The sequence below is a fragment of the Streptomyces sp. NPDC005423 genome, from assembly GCF_040606415.1.
Lineage (GTDB): Bacteria > Actinomycetota > Actinomycetes > Streptomycetales > Streptomycetaceae > Streptomyces.
The window spans coordinates 797075-814492 of record NZ_JBEXET010000001.1; the positions used below are offsets into that span (position 1 = coordinate 797075).

Genomic DNA, 17418 nt, shown 5'->3' on the forward strand with positions numbered 1-17418 from the left:
CATCGACCCTAACGACGGAGAAATCGGCCCGCGACGGTGGTTCGGCTCAGGGCTGTTCCCCGTGCTGTACGCGACGGAAGAGCAGATCGTTCACGACATGACCCTTCTCCAGTCCCTGGCCCTCGAAACGGGTCAGCGGCCGGAAGCCGGGACGAGGCGCGAAACCGCCGTCGGGCGCGGTGTTCTCGAACTCCGGGTGGGCGCCCAGCACTTCGAGCATCCGCTCGGCGTACGGCTCCCAGTCGGTGGCGCAGTGCACGAGCGCGCCGGGTGCCAGCCGGGACGCGGCGAGGGTCAGGAACTCCTCCTGGATCAGCCGCCGTTTGTGGTGCCGCTTCTTGGGCCAGGGATCGGGGAAGTAGACGCGCAGTCCGGCGAGCGAGCCGGGGGCGAGCATCTCGCGCAGCAGGATGACGGCGTCCCCGTTGGCGACCCGGATGTTGGCGAGGCCGTGGTGGTCGGCGAGGCCCAGCAGGTTGCCCTGGCCGGGGGTGTGCACGTCGACGGCGAGGATGTTCACCGCGGGGGTGTCGGCGGCCATCTGCACGGTGGCCTCGCCCATGCCGAAGCCGACCTCCAGCACGACGGGGTGGTCGTTGCCGAACAGTTCGCCGAGGTCGACCACCCGCTGTCCGTCGATGTCCAGGCCCCACTTGGGCCACAGCCGCCGCAGCGCGTCGGCCTGCCCGGCCGTCACCCGGCTCCGGCGCGGCTGGAAACTGCGGATCCGCCGGTCGAAGTGCGAGCCCGCGGGATCGGCCTGCGGCCCGTCCGGGAAACGGGGCGCGCCCTTGGGACGGAGGGGCCCGGCGGGAGCGCGGGGGCCGGGGTCGCGGGAGCCGGGGTCCTCGCCGGCGTGGACGGGGAGCGGGGCGGCGGAGGCGTTGCGGGAGTCAGACACAATGGGGCGATTTTACGGGGCGGCCGAAGCCACCGGCTGTCCCAGTACCGCCAGGGCCCGCCGGGCCACCTCCCGTCCGATCGGCAGGGCGGCGGTCGCCGCCGGACTCGGCGCGTTCAGCACGTGCACCGCCCGGGGACCCTCCTTGATCAGGAAGTCGTCGACGAGCGTCCCGTCCCGCAGCACGGCCTGTGCCCGCACCCCGGCCGCCGAGGAGACCAGGTCGTCCGCGGTCACGGCGGGCAGCAGCCGCTGCACGGCGACCGCGAACGCCCCCTTCGACAGCGAGCGGCGCAGCTCCCCCGCGCCGTACCGCCAGTGTTCCCGTGCCATCCGCCACACCCCGGGCCAGGCGGCGGTCGCCGCGACCTCCCGGGGCCGTACGACGCCCCAGTCGTACCCCTCGCGGGCCAGCGCGGGCACCGCGTTCGGGCCGACGTGGACGCTGCCGTCGATCCCGCGCGTGAGGTGCACGCCGAGGAACGGGAACGCCGGGTCGGGCACCGGATAGACCAGGCCCCGCACCAGGTCGGGCCGCGTCAGCGTGTAGTACTCGCCCCGGAACGGCACGATCCGCATGTCCGGCTCGTCGCCCGTCAGGCGGGCCACCTCGTCGCAGTGCAGCCCGGCGCAGTTGACCAGCACGCGCGCGTGCAGGACCGTCCCGTCCGCCGTGCGTACGGCGACCCCCCGCGCCGGGCGGCGGTCGACCTGGACGACCCGCGCGCCGTAGCGGATCTCCGCGGCCGAGGCGTCGGCGAGCCGGCGCGCCACCCCGACGTAGTCGCAGATCCCGGTCGTCCCCACCTGTATGGCCGCCAGGCCGCGCACCTCCGGCTCGTACTCCGCGATCTGGGCGGCGCACAGCTCGCGGACGGGTATCCCGTTCTCCCGGCCGCGCTGGACGAGGGCGTGCAGGCGGGGCAGCTCCTCCCGCCGGGTCGCCACGATCAGCTTGCCGGTGACCTCGTGCGCGATGCCGTGCTCCGCGCAGAACTCGACCATCTCGGCGGCGCCCCGTACCGCGTACCGCGCCTTCAAGGAGCCCGGGCGGTAGTAGATCCCGCTGTGGATCACCCCGCTGTTGCGGCCCGTCTGGTGGCGGGCCGGGCCCGGCTCCTTCTCCAGCACCGTCACCCGCGTGCCCGGCGCGGCACGCGTGATCGCGTACGCCGTGGACAGCCCGACGATCCCGCCCCCGACCACCAGCACGTCACTGTCGTAGGCCGTCGCCCGCACTCGCACCACCTCCCGGCTTCGATAGTGCACTGCGCCACTGACAGTGCCCTCAAACCCGGGAGGTGCGCCCGTTGTCCGCCGGGTCAGGCCGGAGTCGTCAGCAGCGGGCGCGCCCGCTCCCGCAGCTCGACCACGCGCGGCTCGTCCCCGTACGGTTCCAGCCGGTGCAGCAGGTCCTTCACGTACTCGGTGGTGCGCGCCGACGAGATGCGCCCCGCCACCTCCACCGCCCGTACGCCCTGCTCGCACGCCGCGTCGAGATTGCCCGACTCCAGCTCCGCGACCGCCGACACCACCAGCCGCAGGCCGTGCGAGCGCACGAACTCCTCCGTCGGCTTCGACAGCGCCTGCTCCGTGAACCTGCGCACCTGACGCGGTGCCTTCAGGTCGCGGTAGCACTCGGCCGCGTCGGCGGCCAGGCGGTCGTAGGAGTAGAAACCCAGCCACGACGGGTCGTTGTCGCCGTCACGGGCCCGCTCCAGCCAGGCCTCGGCCCCCCGCAGGGCCGCGCCGGCGGCCTGCGCGTCACTGGCCCGTGCGTGGGCCCGTGCCTCGACGAGCCGGAAGAAGCTCATCGTGCGGGCGGTCGCGAGCCCCCGGTTGCGTTCCACGGCGGCCTGCGCGAGGTCGACGCCCTCGTCGCCGAAGCCCCGGTAGGTCGCCTGGAGCGACATCGACGCCAGGACGTACCCGCCCAGCGGCACGTCGGCCGCCGCGCGGGCCAGCCGGAGCGCCTGGATGTAGTACCGCTGCGCGGCCTCCTGCTGGCCGGTGTCGAACGCCATCCAGCCCGCGAGGCGGGTGAGTTCGGCGCTCGCCCCGAACAGGGCCCTGCCGACCTCGTCGGAGTACGAGCCGAGCAGCAGCGGCGCCGCCTCCACCCGTAAGCACTCGGGCACCATGGACGAACGCCAGTCGCCGCCTCCGTACTTGGAGTCCCAGCGTCTGGCGTCCTCGGCGGCCTCCCGCAGCTTCTGCACATCACTGTGGCCGACTTTGAGCGGTGCGTTCGAGCCCTCGGCGGGGTTCGCCTCGCGCGCCACCGAACTGTCGGCCGGGGTTATCAGCCACCGTGAGGCGGGCGTTGCGTATGCGCTCACTGCGAACGAGCCGGCGAGCGACTGCCAGATGCCGCCGGAGCCGGCCCGGCGGCCGGCGAGGTCGAGACGGTACAACTCCGTTGCGGAGCGCACCGCCTGGCCGACGTCCCTGGGGAAGGCGAGGCCCACCTCGGGTGCGGGATCCGCGTCCGCCAGGCCGATCTCGTGGAGCGGCACCGGGCGGCCGAGCTTCTGCCCGATGGCGGCCGCGATGAGGTGCGGCGCCGCACCCTGCGGCACCATCCCCTTCGACACCCAGCGCGCCACCGAGGTCTTGTCGTAGCGAAGAGTCAACCCGCGTTGAGCGCCAAGGTCGTTGACGCGACGCGCGAGTCCTGCGTTGCTGATTCCCGCGAGGGCGAGAACGGTGCCGAGTTTTTCGTTCGGCCCGCGTTGCTCCCTGGACATGCGCCACCCCTCGACACAGACGGCTGCCGCGCTGGCATAACCACCCGGCATTCGTAAACCCAGCGTAGTTCGCCGCATCCCAAGCGTTAAGGGGCATTGTTCCGGATGGCGGGATTGTGGTCCGTACGCGAGTGCGGCCCCGGTACGCACGGTTGCCCCGTGCCCCTGTCGTGTGGCCGTGCGCCTGTCCGTGCGCTCTACTCCGGCCACCGCGGGAGCGGTTCCATGGATGGCGCGTGGGTCGGCCCGCTGTACTGGATCCAGTGGGCTGGGGGACACCGCCGCCTACATCCCCGCGGGCGGCGGACCGGTCCGGGAGGCGAAGCCCGTCTCCCGGACCGTACGCTCGCCGAGCAGTGCGCAGAGCATGTACGGAGCGTGTGCACGGCTGTCTACGTATCACCGATTTGGCCGAAAACCGACCCCGCTCTCCGACGCCGAATACCGCTCCTACCACGGGAGTTGAGGGCGCGTTGGGTGTTCTGGGGGAGCGTATCGGGGGCGCATTCGCGTCGCAGCGTTCGGCTCGCCGATCCCCGAACGGCCTTTGCCGGAGGCGTACTCCGATGCGCCCTCCGATGATCCCGAGCCGCCCCGGCGGCCCTCCGCACGCTCCTTCTCGTGGCAGCATGGTGCCTGTTCGTACGGTGCACTTGCTTGTCCACAGCCTGTGGAGGCGTCGATGCGGTGGTTGGTGGGATGGAGCAGTACCGCCGCTGGAGCCGCCCGGATCGGCTCCGCGGGGGCCACGGGACTCGACGGCGAGACCGTGCACCCGGTCGGCTCGCACCTCCTGTGGGGCGACCCGGATCCCCTGTGGGCGGTCGGCGACTGGCGCCCCGACGAGGTGCGCCTCGTCCAGGTCGACGCCGAGACCCGGATCGCCGTCCTCGGCACCTGCGGCGCGTCCGACGAGGAACTGCGGCTCAGCCTCTTCACCGCGCGCGGCGGCGCACTCCGCCACCTGACCTCCTGGGCCGGCAGCTACACGGCCATCGTCAAGGCCGGCCGGCGCGTCACCGTCTGCGGTGATCTCGCGGGCGCCAAGCCGGTGTTCTACACCCCGTGGGCCGGCGGCACCGCCTACGCCACGGCCGCGCTGCCGCTCGCCGACCTCATCGAGGCCAACCTCGACTTCGGCCACCTCGCCGCGCTGCTGGCCGCCCCCGACGTGCCCGCCGCCCTGCACGACTCGACGCCCTACGACGGCGTACGGCGCATTCCGCCGGGGCACGCGCTGATCCTGCGCGCCGGGGCGCGCGAAGTCGCCGGGTACGAACCGGGCACATCCCTCGCCGTCGCCGCGCCCTCCGCCGACCCCGACCGCGCCGTCGACGGGGTGCGCGACGCCCTCGTGGAAGCGGTACGCGTACGCCTGTCCGCGCCCCGGCACGTGCCGGACATCGACCCCGGGCCCGTCCCAGGCATGGGCCCGGCCGAACGCCGGGCCGCGCGCGGGATGCCCGTGCCGGGGATCGGCGCCGACCTGTCCGGCGGACCCGCCTCCGGGACGCTCGCCCTGCTCGCCGCCGGGCTGCCGGGAAGACCCGGCACCGTACTCGGGCACGGCACCGGCGCCGGGGAACGGCTGCTCGCCGTCACCTTCAACGACCTCGTCGCCGGCGGCCGGGAGTCCGAGGTCGAGCGGGCGGGCACCCTCGCCGCCAACCCCCGGCTGCACCACGTGGTGGTCACCGGCGCCGAGGACGTCCTCCCCTACGCCGACCTGGACGGGCCGCTGACGGACGAACCCGGGCCGTCCCTGATCGTCGCCGCCCGGCACCGGGCACGGCTCGCCTCCGGCAGCGCCGACCACTTCACCGGCTACGGCGCCCGGCAGGTCCTCGACGCCCACCCGGCCCGGCTCGCCGATCTGCTGCTGGACCGCAAGCGGCGCCATCTGGTGCGCCCGGTCGCCGCGCTGGCCAAGGCGGACGGGTCGGTGCTGGTCTCCGCGCGCGTGTACGGCGCCGCGCGGCGGCTCGCCCGGACGCCGTACGAGGCCGGGGTCGAGATCCTCGCCGACCGGCTGAGGCACCAGCGGTTCGACGAACCCGTCGGGGCTGTCGGGGCGTCCCTCGCCGCGCTCACCTGGGCGAGACCGGGACCGGCCGCGCGGTGGCTGACCGGGGAGGCGCTCGCCGAGGTGTCGGCGCGGCTCCAGGGCGCCACCAGCCGACAGGGGGTCGGGCCGGGGCAGCGGCCGGGCGACTTCCGCGCGCGGGCCGCCCTCGCCCGGCACGCCTCGGACCTGCGGGTCCTGGAACAGGCCGCCGAGATCCGGTCCCAGAGACTGCACACCCCGTTCCTCGACAACCAGGTCGTACGCGCCTGCCGGGCCCTCCCCGAGGCGCTGCGGGTGCAGCCGGGGGCCCGGGCGGCGATCCTGCGCACGGTGCTGGAGGGGGCCGGCGTCGGTGAACTGCCGGACGGCTGGGGCGCGCCGTCGCACGCGTCGGCCGCGGACGCCGTCCGTACGGGGCTCCGGGTGGCCGTCGACTCGTTGATCGCTCTCTTCGACACCCCGTTGCTCGCGCAGGCGGGACTGGTGGAGGCGCGGGTGGTCCGCAAGGCGTTGCGGGCGGCGGCCCAGGGGGAACCGCTGCCCCTGGACGGGCTCGCCGACCTGGTCTCCCTGGAGGTGTGGCTGGGACGGCTGCTGGCCCGGCGCGGCACCTGCTGGACGGGGACGCCCGCGCGGGCCCGGGCGGTGCCCGCCGGGATCCGGCCGCAGCGGGGGGTGCTGGGGGCGGGGGCCGGCGGAGCACGCCGGGTGTAGTCGTCCGGCCGCCTCCGCGCCGGCCCTCTCCCCGCGCACGGCTCCCCCTCGGCGACAATGGCCGGATGCGGTACAGGATCCTGGGCGTCACCCAGGCCGAGGACGGGGCCGGCGGCGTCGTCGCGCTGGGCGGGGCGCGGGTACGGGCGTTGCTCGCCGCGCTCGCGTTACGGGCCGGACGGGTCGCCGCTCCCCAGGCCCTGATCGACGAGGTGTGGGGGGACGGGCCGCCCCAGGACGCCCTGGGCGCGCTCCAGGCGCTGGTGGGACGCCTGCGGCGGGCGGTAGGAAAGGACGCCGTGGTCTCCGAGCCCGGCGGGTACCGGCTGGTGGCCGGGGTGCGGGAAGTCGACCTGTTCGTCTTCGAGCGGCTGGTGGCGGACGGTACGGCGGCCCTGGAGCGCGGCGACGCGGACGGTGCCGCCCGGTCGCTGGACATGGCGCTCGGCCTGTGGCGCGGGCCCGCTCTCGCCGATCTGCCCGACCAGGGAGCGGCGGCCCGGCCGGAGGCGCTGCGGCCAGCTCTTCCACCGCTCCGACACCGAGCCGATGTCCTGGCTCGCGGACGAACGGCTGCGGGAGTACAGCGCCCGGCTGGCCGCCCACTTCGAGAACGGCGGCCCCGAGGCGGCCCGGATGCCGGGGCTCGTCCGGCCGCTCACCCGGCACTTCCAGAGCGGCGAGGCGGACCTCCGGTCGTTCATGGACGCCTCCTCCGTCGCCAACTGCCGTGTGCACGGCGGCGAGTGGGAGCTGGGCGTCATCCTGATGTTCCGTACGCACATCGCCGTCGACTCGACCGGCGGCCTGCGGGGCGTGGACGACTACCTCGCCGAACTGCGGCCGCTCAGCAACCGCGTCGGCGACCGGTGGATGCGGGCCCAGGTGTGCAGCGCGGCCGGGGAGGCCGCCATGGCGCGCGGCCGTTTCGACGAGGCCGAGGAGGAGTACGGGGAGGCACTGCGGCTGGCCCATGAGGTGAGCGCGCTCACGGAGACGCCGTTCCTGATGGCCCGGCTCGCCGAGATCGCCTACCGCTCGGGCGACCGGGACGGCGCGGTGGCGGCCCTGGACGAGGCCGGTGCGGCGGCCGAGCGGTACGGGGTGGCGGACTCACGGGCGTTCATCCTGCTGCTGCGGGCCCATATCGCCCTGGAGGACGGCGAGATCGTCCACGCGCGCGCACTGTGCGACGCCTCCCGCGCGGAGACCGGGCGCGGCACCGCGCCGCCCCAGGTCCTCGCGGGGCTCGGCGGGATCGAGGCCATGGTCACGGCCGCCGAGTGCGGCCCGGCGGCCGGCTTGGTCGTCCTGGCCGACACCTTCCGGGAGGCCGTACGGCACCGCTGCTCGGAGGCGCTGAGGGCGGTGCTGGTGGAACTGGCCGCGGACCTCGCCGCCGGACTCGGCGAACTGCCTCTCGCCGTACGGCTGTTGGCGGCGGGCGCGCAGTGGCGCGGTGGGTGCCCGCGGCCCGCGCTGGAGCATGCGCGTGCCGAGCGGACCGAGGCCGCGGCCCGGGCCGTCCTGGGCGCGGAGCGTCATGAGGCCGAGCAGGTGCTCGACGCCCTGGCGCGGGTGCTGCCGGGGACCCCGTCAGGCACCCCCTCGTAGCCTCCCCGCGCCCGCCCGCCCGCCCTACCCGCCGCAGGTGAACCGCGAGGACGCCCAGTCGGCCAGCGCCAGCGCGTCGAGGGCACCGTGCGGCTCCACGACCAGCCGTACGGAGGCGCGGCCGGTGAGGTTCACGTGGACGGGCACCGCCGGGTCGCCGCCGTCGAGCTCGCCGGACTTCCAGAGCCGTACCCCGTCGGCGTAGACGGAGAAGTACAGCCCGCCGGTGCCCGGCGTCAGATCGTCCACGCCGACCGTCGCGTCGTAGGCGGAGCAGGCGCGGTTCAGGTCGACGGTGACGGACGACCGGCCGTGCACGGTCACCCCGCGGGAGTAGCGCACGCCGTCGATCGAGACGCCGTGGCGCTGCCACACCCAGCTGCTGCCGCCGAGCCGGATCTCGGGGCCCGTGCCGCCGCCGGTGACGTCGTAGGGGACCTCGCTGAGCTGGTAGACGGAGGCGGGAGCGGGCGGCGGGGGCGGGGCGGGTGTCGTGGTCGGGGCCGGGGTCGAACTCGGGGCCGGGTGCGGGGCCGGGGCCGGCGTGCCGGTCGGCGTGGGAGCCGGTGAGGGGGTGGAGCCCGGCTTCGGGGCGGCGACCGGGCGGGGAGCGGATGCCGTGGTCGGGGCGTGCGCGGACCGCGAGGCGCGCGCGGCGGTGGCTGTCGGAGCCGGGGCGGGGGCGGTGGCCAGCGCCGGGACCTTCGGCGGCTGCGAAGCCTGCGACGGCGGTACGGGGAGGGGCTGTTCGGGCTTGACGACGGGGGAGGCGGAGGGGGCCGACCGGGCCTCCGGCCTCTTCGCGGGAGTGTCGTGACCGGCCAGGGCGAGGGCCACCGCGGCGGCTGCCACGGCCACCACACCGGCTGCGATACCGGCCTTCAAGGGCGCGCCCAGTCCCTCGGAGGCCGCCGCGCCACCGGTGCCCGCCCCACCCGAGGAACCACCGGCACCCGCCGCACCCGCACCCGCCGCGGCCCCGCCCGCGACGAGAGTCAGCACCTTCGCGTACCCGGCGGCCCCGAACCAGCCGATCACCGCGACCGGGACGACGGCCGGGATGCCGCTCGCGACCTCCTCGATCTGGAGGGCGGCGAGCCGGCACCTGGCGCACTCCTCCAGGTGCTTGCGCAGCCCCCGTTCGGCCCGCGTCCGCAGCCGGCGCCGGGCGTACGTGCCGAGCTGGTCGGCGTAGCGCGCGCACTCCTCGTCGGCGGTGAGGGCGGCGCTGACGTGCGCCTGGAGGTAGGCCTGCTTGAGGCCCTCGCGGGCGCGGCTGGCGAGCACCCGGGTGCCGTTGGCGTCGAGCCCGAAGAGCGTGGCGACCTCGCTCGGCGACTCGTTCTCGACCTCGGTGTGCCACAGCACGGCCTGCCAGCGCTCGGGCAGCGACCGGAACGCCTGCATGGCCATCGACCGCTCCGCTTCGCGCATGGCCCGCACGTCGGCCCCCGCGCTGAGCCCCGTTCCGGAGGAGCCCGACGACGCGGCGTCGTCCACGGTCCCCGACCGGTGGGCCGACTGTGCGGCGAACACCGCGAAGTCGTCGACCAGTTGCTCGCGCTTCGCCGACTTGGTCCAGTTCGCCGCGACGCGTCGGACCGAGGTCAGCAGATAGGCGCGTACGGCGTGCTCGGGCCCGGAGCCGCCGCGCACCGCCTGGAGCATGCGGGCGAAGACCTCGGCGGTGAGGTCGTCGGCGGTGTGGGCGTCGCGGCAGCAGGTACGGGCGTAGCGGCGGACGGCGTCCGCGTGCCGCCGGTACATGGCCTCGTAGGCCGTGTCGTCACCCGCCCGCATCCGCCCGATCAAGTCGGCGTCACCAGGCGGCAGTTGTGGTAGTCGCGGTTGTTTCGGCTGTTCCGGCACTCGTGGCAGTGCCACCGTCGGCGGCAGCGCGCCGTCCTCGCGCCGGTCGCGCTGGGCGGGGACGCTCTCGGCGGGGTCGCGACCCGGTGGCGGACCGGCCGGCCCGCCCTGGTTCGGCACCTGTGGTGCGGCCGGCCCACCGGGCTCCGGGTTTCCGGCACCCAGTGACTCGTCCTGTCCGTCAACGCTCATCGCGGAAAGCCCCCGCCCGCCCCACCAGTCCCGAACATCGGGTCAGAGTGCCATATTGGCCTTTGTTCAAGACCGTGTCGTAAGGGCCCTCCACGTTTCCGTGCGGACCCCCGCAACCGCGGTACCGGTCCGCACCGGAACGAGTGGAAATCAACTAGCGCGTCCAGGAAGGAAGTTGGCCGCAAGACCGGAAACGTCGGTCAGGCGACGGCAGTTGACCGTCGCGTACAGGACGCGGGACGCCCGCCCCTGCCGTCACCTGATCGAGTCACCGGCCCGCGGTCTCGACGCCGGCCGTCTCACCTCGACCCCGACCCCGACCCGGCCCCGACCGCCCGCACCCGCACCCGCAGCCGTCACCGCCGAACCCCACCCCGCTCCACCCCACCCCGCCTCACACCGGCCGCGACCGCAGCCCCTCCAGCAGGATGTCCAGCAACCGTGCCGAAGCCGCCGCCTGGTGGGCCGGGTCCGGCAGGGAGGGCGCGGCCGTGGCGATCACCAGCAGGACGTCCGAGACCGACACGTCCGTCCGCAGTTCGCCCGCCGCGCGCGCCCGGTCCACGAGCCTGCCCACGACGTCGAGCAGCGCCGCCACCCCCGTGTCGCCGACCGCGGGCACCGCGCTCTCCTCGGGCACCAGCCGCAGCTCACCGGTGCCCGGCTGGGTCCGCTGCTGCGGCACCCGCGCCTCGTCGAACACCGAGCCGTCCCCGCTCTTGGCACCGTCGTCCGTGCCGTCCTCGGCGACGCCGACCCGCAGCACCTGCGGCGGCAGCAGCCGCCCGGCACCCGAGGCCACCGACGTCCGCAGGAACCGCGACAGCGCCGACCACGGCTCCTCCTCCTGGCCGAGCGCCGTCCGGGCCTGCTCGGTCAGCCGGGAGGTCTCCTCCTCGGCTATCCGCCGCACCAGGACGTCCTTGCTCGGGAAGCGCCGGTACACCGTGCCCACGCCGACCCGGGCGCGCCGCGCCACGTCCTCCATCGGCGCGCCGTACCCCAGCTCGCCGAAGACCTCACGCGCCGCACGCAGCACGTGCTCCAGGTTGCGCTGTGCGTCCACGCGCAGCGGCGTCGTCCGCGAGGTGGCCCCGCGTCCGTTGCCCGCCGCCGCGCCGACCGCGGTGGCTGATGCCACGGCAGCCGCGGAAGACCAATGAGAGTCCTGAATATGCATAACTGTTCCCCCGGTAATGACGTCTCCCCCCGGAGACTCTCCCCGCCATCGGCAGCCGGGGCGTCGCGAGACAAGCCCGGTTGAGGAGCCCGCTCCTCAGGAACCCGCGGACTCGCCGAGCACATCGCCACTTCACCCCGTCGACAGACGAACATAGTTGAGAGGCCGTCAATTCAGAAGGGGCACGTTCCGCACGGAGCGCCCCCCGATCGGAGTACGGGCCCCATACGTCCCGGTTGCGCCCCCCGGCGCCACCCGGCTCACCCCCGCTGACCTGCCTGCCTGCCCCGCGCGCCGAGGCTCTGGGAACCCTCGTGCGGCGATGGCTTCCGGTCACACAGTTCGTCGGGCCTGTGGACAAACAACAGCGCCGGGTGCGTCATGGGACGGTGAAGGAACGTGCGCGCATTCTGGTTGTCGGCGGCGGCTACGTCGGGATGTACACGGCCCTGCGTCTGCAGAAGAGACTGAGACAGGAACTCGGGCGCGGCGAGGCGGAGATCACCGTCGTCACCCCCGACCCGTACATGACCTATCAGCCGTTCCTGCCCGAGGCCGCGGCCGGCTCCATCTCCCCCCGGCACGTCGTCGTGCCGCTGCGCCGCGTCCTCGACCACTGCCGGGTGATCGTCGGCGAGGTCACCGGAATCGACCACGCCGAACGCACCGCCACGCTGGCCACCCTCGCCACCGAGGAGGAGGGCACAGGCGGCGAACGGCTGTCCTACGACGAACTCGTCCTCGCCCCCGGCTCGATCGCGCGCACCCTCCCGATCCCCGGCCTCGCCGAACACGGCATCGGCTTCAAGACCGTCGAGGAGGCCATCAAACTGCGCAACCACGTCATCGAGCAGATGGACATCGCCTCCTCCACCCGCGACCCCGCACTCCGCGACGCGGCCCTGACCTTCGTCTTCGTGGGAGGCGGCTACGCCGGCGTCGAGGCGCTCGGCGAACTGGAGGACATGGCCCGCTACACGGCGCGCTACTACCACAACATCGAGGCCGACGACCTGAGGTGGATCCTCGTCGAGGCCTCCGACCGCATCCTCCCCGAGGTCGGCGAGGAGCTGGGCCGCTACACGGTCACCGAACTGCGCCGCCGCAACATCCAGGTGCTGCTCCACACCCGCCTCGACTCCTGCGAGAACCGGGTCGCCGTACTCAGCGACGGGCAGCGCCTGCCGACCCGCACCCTCGTCTGGACGGCAGGCGTGAAGCCCCACCCCGTCCTCGCCGCCACCGACCTCCCGCTCACCGCGCACGGCCGTCTGCGGTGCACCGCCCAGCTGGCCGTCGAGGGCGCCCCGCACGCGTGGGCGGCGGGCGACGCCGCCGCCGTCCCCGACGTCACCGCCGCACCCGGCACCGACACGCCGCCCAACGCCCAGCACGCGGTCCGCCAGGCGAAGCTCCTCGGCGACAACATCGTCCACACCCTGCGCGGCGAGCCGCTGGAGACGTACGCGCACACCTCCGTCGGCTCGGTCGCCTCCCTGGGACTGCACAAAGGTGTCGCGCAGGTCTACGGACGCAGGCTGAAGGGCTACCCTGCCTGGTTCATGCACCGCCTCTACCACCTCAGCCGGGTGCCCACCTTCAACCGCAAGGCCCGCGTCCTCGCCGAATGGACCCTCGCGGGGCTCTTCAAGCGGGAGATCGTCTCCCTCGGTTCGCTCGAACACCCCCGGGCGGAGTTCGAACTCGCGGCCGGTGGGCAGCCTCCCCACGACCCGAAAGGGTCCTCCTGACCGCACCGGGGAACTCCACGGTCCGCCCCGGCGTCTCACGAAAGTCGGCCCGGTCGGGCACACTGCGAGACTGTTCCACCCCTCGGGCGGCCCTCCGCCCGCCAACCCACCCACGAGGCTTTCCCACTGTGCTGCATCCCCCGGGGGCTGTGACCGACGTGCGGCTCCGGCCGTACGACCCCCGGACGCCCGGCAGGGTCCGGAGCTGGCCGACGACGACTACACGAGGCAAAAATTCGTGAACTTCACGCGCTGGAGCGCCCGGCTCCCCGGAACGCAGCGCCGCGCCGCAGCGCGGACCGACCACGCGGCCACCCCGGACCGACGAGGCGAGGGCGCCGTCCCCGCCGCCCGCGCCGAGCGGGCGACCGACGACCCGCTCCGGGTGCCCGCCGTCGACGAACTCCCGGTCCGTGACGTCCTCGACCGCGTCCCGGCCCTCGTCGCCCTCGTCCACGGCCCCGACCACCGCATCGGCTACGTCAACGACGCCTACACGGCCGCCTTCGGCGTACGGCCGCTCGGCGAACCCGCCGCCGTGTCGCTCCCGGAGCTGGACGAGATCGGCCTGCTCCCGCTGCTCGACCAGGTCCTGCGCAGCGGCACGTCCCGCACCGTCAAGTCCCGCAGGACGTCCGGCGGCCGCTCCTACACCTTCACCTGCACGCCGGTCACCAAGGGCGACGGCGGCGTCCTGATCTTCGCCACCGACGTCACCGACCACGCCGAGGCCGCCGAACGGCTGCGCGCCAGCGAGCGCGACCAGCGCGAGACCGCCGTCACCCTCCAGCGCTCCCTGCTCCCGCAGGAGCTGGAGGAGCCCGACGACCTGCGCATCGCCGCCACCTACCAGCCCGGCGGCACGGAGGCCGCGGTCGGCGGCGACTGGTACGACGTGATCACCCTGGGCGGCGGACGCACCGCCCTGGTCATCGGTGACGTGATGGGCCGCGGGGTGCGCGCGGCGGCGATCATGGGCCAGCTCCGCACTGCGGTCCGCGCGTACGCCCGGCTCGACCTGCCCCCGCACGAGGTGCTCCAACTGCTCGACGGCCTCGCGACCGAGATCGACGCCAACCAGATCGCCACCTGCGCGTACGCCGTCCACGACCCGAACGAGGGCCGCCTGGTCTACGCCTCGGCCGGCCATCTGCCGATCCTCGTGCGCGACGAGAGCGGCACCGTCCTGCGCACCGACGAACCCACCGGCCCGCCGCTCGGCACCGGCGGCTGGATGCACTCCTCCGGCTCGATCCCCCTCGGCCCCGGTGCCACGGCGGTCCTCTACACGGACGGCCTGGTGGAGCGGCGTAACGAGGACCTGGACGAGGGCATCGCCTCCCTGGAACGCGCCCTCGCCGGCGCCACCGGCACTCCCCAGGTGGTCTGCGACCGCCTGGTCCGCTCGGCCGGCGTCACCGCCGACCACGACGACGACGTGGCGGTCCTGGTCCTCCAGCAACCGGCCCGCACCGGCCACGAGAGCGAACTGTTCCGCAACGCCGCCCTGGAACTGCTCGGCGGGGTCGAAGCGGCCCCCCGCGCGCGCGCCTTCGCCTCCGGCGTGCTGACCAGCTGGCGCTTCCCCACCGAACTGCACGACCTGGGCGTCCTGGCCGCCAGCGAGCTCGTCGCCAACAGCCTCCAGCACGGCACCCCGCCGATGCGCCTGCGGCTGCGCCGCACCGACCGCCGCCTCATCGTCGAGGTGACGGACGGCGACGACCACCTGCCCCGCCGCCGCCAGGCGGAGCCCGCCGACGAATCGGGCCGGGGCATCGCCATCATCGCGACGATCGCCACCAGCTGGGGCGCCAGACGCACCCCGGGCGGCGGCAAGGCGGTCTGGTGCGAGTTCGTCCTGCCCAAGCCGTCCCCCTGAACGCCCCTACGCCTCCACTCCCACCGGCTCCGCGGGCGCGGCCCCCCGCGCCACCACCCGGCTCCGCTCCCGCCACGGCTGGTCCTGTACGACGCTGAGCCGCCGCCCCAGCCGCACCGCGAGCACCGTGATCCCCAGCGAGAACAGCAGGAACGTCACGATGTACGGCGCGTGCAGCGAGGCCCCCATCGGCCCGCCCACCGCCGGCCCGACAGCCAGCGCGAGCTGCTTCACCAGGGCGAACGCCGAGTTGTACTGCCCGGCCATGCCCTCCGGCGCCAGATCGGCGACGAGCGGCGCGACGGTCGGCGACAGCATCGCCTCCCCGAGCCCGAACAGGGCGTACGTCGAGACGAACGCGGCCGTCGCCATCTCCTTGCCCCCGTGGCCGAGCCCGGCGTACCCCGCGATGACCCACGCCACCGCCCAGATCAGGCCCACGGCCGCGATCACCCGGGAGCGCCGGCGCCGCTCGACGAACTTCAGCACCGCGAACTGCGCGACCACGATCATCGCGGTGTTCGCGGCGAGCGCCGTACCGAGCGCGGACGTGGAGATCCCGGCCGCCTCGACGCCGTAGGCGCTCAGCCCCGACTCGAACTGGCCGTAGCAGGCGAAGAACAGCACGAAGCCCAGCACGCACAGCTGCACCATGGCGCGGTTGCCGAGCAACCGCTTCCACGCACCCCTGGCCGAGCGCCCCGGCGCGCCGCCGATACGCGGCGAGTGCGGCATACCCACCGTCGACATCACCACGACGAGCAGCAGGAACATCGCCGCCTCGATCGCGAAGAGCAGGGTGAAGGACGAGGGGCTGGTCGTGTCGACCAGGTGCCCGCCGATGAGTCCGCCCACCCCCAGCCCGAGGTTCTGCAGGAAGAACTGGGTCGCGAAGGCGCGCGAGCGGGTGTCGGCCGTCGAGCAGTCGACGATCATCGTCGCCAGCGCCGGCTGCATCACGGCCTGCCCGGCACCCAGCACCGACGCCGACAGCAGCACCGCCGTGGCGTCGCTCGCGAACCCCAGACCGAGCGAACCGAGGGCGGCGGCGACCAGGGCGGCGAGCAGGACCGGCCGCGGGCCGCGCCGGACGATGGCCCGCCCGGCGAGCGGCAGCACGATCAGCGCGGCCACGGCGAAGACGGCGAGCACGAGACTCGCCGTCATGGCTCCCAGACCCCTGACCTGCGCCACATAGACGTACAGGTAGGGAACGGTGAAGCCGAGCCCGAACGCGCTGAGTGCGTTTCCGACGTGGATCCGGCGCATCGCAGCGCCCATCGCCCTGGTCACGTTCACCTCTCTCATCTCACGTAGTCGTCAGTCGGGTAGTTCTCCGTCTCAGTACTTACCACCGAAGACTTCGAAGCTAAAGTTAGAAGCTAAACAGTACACCCGGAAGGACTTCAACGCCAAGCGGCCCCGTGCCATACTGACCGGCATGGGTGACACCCCCGGCGGCCTCGGCGAGCCGACTCTCGAAGAGCAGATCGCCGCCTACCAGCGCGAGTTCCGGGACCTCGACCCCCAGGTCGAGAAGATCGTCTCGGCCCTCTCCCGGCTGAACCGCCGGATGAACGTCGCCTACGGCCGCCAGACCGCCGCCCTCGACATCAGCAACGCCGAGTGGGAGGTCCTCAAGGCCCTCGTCCTGGCCGGCGCCCCCTACCGGCTCGGCCCCAGCGACCTCGCCAAGCGCCTCGGCCTCACGCCGGCCGCGATGACGCACCGGATCGACCGCATGGTCGCCGAGGGACTGGTCACCCGGGAGCGGGACGAGTCCAACCGCGTCCGCGTGATCGTCGAGCTGACCACCGAGGGCCGCGGCAAGTGGCTGGAGGCGATGCGCATGGCGACGGTCTTCGAGGAGGAGCTGCTCCAGGACCTCACCCCGGTGGAGCGCACCGCCCTGGGCGAGGTCCTCACCCGCCTGCTCCGCCGCGTGGAGCACGCCCAGCCGGACGCCGGCGGCCGGCTCAGCGACCTCGACTAAAAGATCTTGACACGGGGCGGTTGACACGCCCTACGTCGATCCGTAAGGTTCTTCGGGTTGCCGCTGAGCCGTAACGGTTCTCCGGCAGCACCTCCGCCGCGAGAGCGGCCATCCAAACCACCAGCACGATCCCTCCCAACGGGATTGATTTCGGCACGCCCGAATTCAATTCGATTTGGGCCCGGCTGCGTTCGATCCGGTCGCTACGACTCGATTGGAACTCCGCCGGGGGAATCCGCTAAGGTTTGGCACGTCGGAACGGCTGACCGCCGGGAAGGCAACTCCCGCTGACTGGGAGTCAGGCCCGAAAGGATCTGATAGAGTCGGAACCGCCGGAAAGGGAAACGCGGAAGCGGGAACCTGGAAAGCGCCGAGGAAATCGGATCGGGAAACGGTCTGATAGAGTCGGAAACGCAAGACCGAAGGGAAAAGCCCGGAGGAAAGCCCGAGAGGGTGAGTACAAAGGAAGCGTCCGTTCCTTGAGAACTCAACAGCGTGCCAAAAATCAAC

11 protein-coding genes and 1 pseudogene are annotated in these 17418 nt (G+C 73.6%); 6 read left to right on the forward strand and 6 right to left on the reverse strand.

What is annotated here, in order from left to right:
- Positions 1-46 precede the first annotated feature (46 nt).
- The 3 genes from trmB to ABZT12_RS03770 form a co-directional block, all read right to left on the reverse strand.
- Positions 47-901, reverse strand: a complete 855-nt coding sequence (trmB, locus tag ABZT12_RS03760; RefSeq protein WP_356376603.1) for a tRNA (guanosine(46)-N7)-methyltransferase TrmB — start codon at positions 899-901, stop codon at positions 47-49.
- Positions 902-913: 12 nt separating this feature from the next.
- Positions 914-2149 (reverse strand): L-2-hydroxyglutarate oxidase, encoded by a 1236-nt coding sequence (lhgO, locus tag ABZT12_RS03765; protein ID WP_356376740.1) that lies wholly within the window; start codon positions 2147-2149, stop codon positions 914-916.
- A 74-nt stretch (positions 2150-2223) separates the two neighbouring features.
- Positions 2224-3648, reverse strand: coding sequence for an MFS transporter (locus ABZT12_RS03770; RefSeq protein WP_356376606.1), 1425 nt, complete (start codon positions 3646-3648; stop codon positions 2224-2226).
- Between the two features lie 682 nt (positions 3649-4330).
- On the opposite strand from ABZT12_RS03770, the gene ABZT12_RS03775 reads away from it, so the two are divergent.
- The 3 genes and pseudogenes from ABZT12_RS03775 (at position 4331) to ABZT12_RS03785 (ending at position 8041) form a co-directional block, all read left to right on the forward strand.
- Positions 4331-6427 (forward strand): asparagine synthase-related protein, encoded by a 2097-nt coding sequence (locus tag ABZT12_RS03775; protein ID WP_356376609.1) that lies wholly within the window; start codon positions 4331-4333, stop codon positions 6425-6427.
- Positions 6428-6492: 65 nt separating this feature from the next.
- Positions 6493-6885 (forward strand): annotated as a pseudogene (locus tag ABZT12_RS03780) (winged helix-turn-helix domain-containing protein); the annotation flags it as partial.
- A gap of 91 nt (positions 6886-6976) precedes the next feature.
- On the forward strand, positions 6977-8041 hold the full coding sequence (locus tag ABZT12_RS03785; RefSeq protein ID WP_356376612.1) for a hypothetical protein: 1065 nt from the start codon (positions 6977-6979) through the stop codon (positions 8039-8041).
- Between the two features lie 24 nt (positions 8042-8065).
- Here the strand turns inward: ABZT12_RS03785 and ABZT12_RS03790 are convergent, their stop codons facing one another.
- Positions 8066-10102 (reverse strand): sigma-70 family RNA polymerase sigma factor, encoded by a 2037-nt coding sequence (locus tag ABZT12_RS03790; RefSeq protein WP_356376615.1) that lies wholly within the window; start codon positions 10100-10102, stop codon positions 8066-8068.
- 394 nt (positions 10103-10496) lie between these two features.
- Complete coding sequence (locus ABZT12_RS03795; RefSeq protein WP_356376618.1) at positions 10497-11282, reverse strand: helix-turn-helix domain-containing protein; 786 nt, start codon at positions 11280-11282, stop codon at positions 10497-10499.
- 389 nt (positions 11283-11671) lie between these two features.
- On the opposite strand from ABZT12_RS03795, the gene ABZT12_RS03800 reads away from it, so the two are divergent.
- Entirely contained in the window at positions 11672-13033 is a 1362-nt protein-coding gene (locus tag ABZT12_RS03800) for an NAD(P)/FAD-dependent oxidoreductase (RefSeq protein WP_356376621.1), read from the forward strand.
- Between the two features lie 238 nt (positions 13034-13271).
- Positions 13272-14915 (forward strand): SpoIIE family protein phosphatase, encoded by a 1644-nt coding sequence (locus tag ABZT12_RS03805; protein WP_356376624.1) that lies wholly within the window; start codon positions 13272-13274, stop codon positions 14913-14915.
- Positions 14916-14921: 6 nt separating this feature from the next.
- Here ABZT12_RS03805 and ABZT12_RS03810 read toward each other — a convergent pair whose 3' ends face one another.
- On the reverse strand, positions 14922-16223 hold the full coding sequence (locus ABZT12_RS03810; protein ID WP_356376627.1) for an MFS transporter: 1302 nt from the start codon (positions 16221-16223) through the stop codon (positions 14922-14924).
- Between the two features lie 133 nt (positions 16224-16356).
- Here ABZT12_RS03810 and ABZT12_RS03815 point away from each other — a divergent pair, with 133 nt between their 5' ends.
- Positions 16357-16908: a MarR family transcriptional regulator gene (locus tag ABZT12_RS03815; RefSeq protein ID WP_356376630.1), complete on the forward strand. Its 552-nt coding sequence runs from the start codon at positions 16357-16359 to the stop codon at positions 16906-16908.
- Positions 16909-17418 lie beyond the last annotated feature (510 nt).